The sequence below is a fragment of the Vibrio sp. Vb1337 genome (assembly GCF_033338715.1).
GTDB lineage: Bacteria > Pseudomonadota > Gammaproteobacteria > Enterobacterales > Vibrionaceae > Vibrio > Vibrio alginolyticus.
Map to the genome: position 1 here is coordinate 1 of NZ_JAWOTD010000171.1, position 1,199 is coordinate 1,199.

General features: G+C 44.4%; 1 protein-coding gene. It reads left to right on the forward strand.

The window, feature by feature from the left end; genetic code table 11:
- Positions 1-266: 266 nt before the first annotated feature.
- The gene (locus tag R7E42_RS24775; RefSeq protein ID WP_005454528.1) at positions 267-1,121 is read left to right on the forward strand and encodes a thioredoxin family protein; all 855 of its coding nucleotides are present in this window, start codon (positions 267-269) and stop codon (positions 1,119-1,121) included.
- Positions 1,122-1,199: the final 78 nt, after the last annotated feature.

Consider the following 1,199-nt stretch of genomic DNA (forward strand, 5'->3'; position numbering starts at 1 on the left):
GGCAACAATGACATTAAATCAGCTTAACTGGCTTAGTGTGGGTGTAGTGTTGACCATGTTCATCCTATTTTGATACCACACCTTGCACGATGCCATGCTCTGCTATCTAACGTGCGAGAACTACCAATTTAATTGCACTTTCGCTTGCAAATAGGATAACGCTGCTTCGGCAGCGTTTTTCCTAATATGCTCGACCCGCTTGATTTTCCATTCAATTAGCTCCATATCTACAGACATCGACCCGAATTAAAAGCAAGGACACTCAGATGCAATCCCCATTTATCGTTGAGTTAACAGAACAGAATTTTAGAGAAGTGCTTGAGGGATCAATGAACACGCCCGTTCTGATTCATTTTTGGGCCAACGCTCAACCAGAAAGCGCACAAGTGCTACCTGAGTTGCAAGCTCTCACTCAACAGTACAATGGTGCTTTTACATTGGCTCTGCTGAACTGTGAAGATCAACCAGCGCTTGCTTCCCAATTTGGTGTGCAAGTACTGCCAACAATCGCGTTGTTTGTTAATGGACAAGCGGTCGATGGCTTAGGCGGGCCTCAACCAATCGAAGCGATTGGCGCAATGCTACAAAAACATTTGCCAAGCCCTGACGAGCAACTATTGAAGCAAGTAAGCGAACTGCTTCAACAAGGCGAACATGCACAAGCTCTGAACGTCATTCAAACGCTGTCAGATGAACTGCAATCACGCGGTGATGTAAAACTAGCAAAAGCCGATTGTTTGCTAGAAACCAAACAATTCGAATTAGCACAAGAGTTGTTAGCAACCATCCCACTGGAGTATCAAGACAACTCTTACAAAAGCTTAATCGCGAAACTGGAACTGCATCAGCAAGCGGCTGAAAGTCCAGAATTAAAGCGCTTGGAACAAGAGTTGGCAGCTAACCCAGACAATTTCGAATTGGCATGTGAGCTAGCAGTACAATACAACCAAGTGGGTCGTGATGAAGAAGCGCTAGAGCTACTTTGGAACATTTTAAAAGTAAACCTAGGCGCGCAAGATGGCGAAGTGAAGAAGACTTTTATGGATATCCTAAGCGCCTTAGGACAAGGCAACGCTATTGCAAGTAAATATCGTCGCCAGCTGTACTCCATCTTGTACTAAGTGCAGAGTTCTTCTAAAAATAAGACAATAAAGGCCGGAGTTTCCGGCCTTTGTTTTTTGTTAGAAGTCGCTATACAG

Coding starts and splice junctions, on each gene's coding strand:
- R7E42_RS24775 (WP_005454528.1), top strand. CDS start 267: ATGCAATCCCCATTTATCGTTGAGTTAACAGAACAGAATTTTAGAGAA.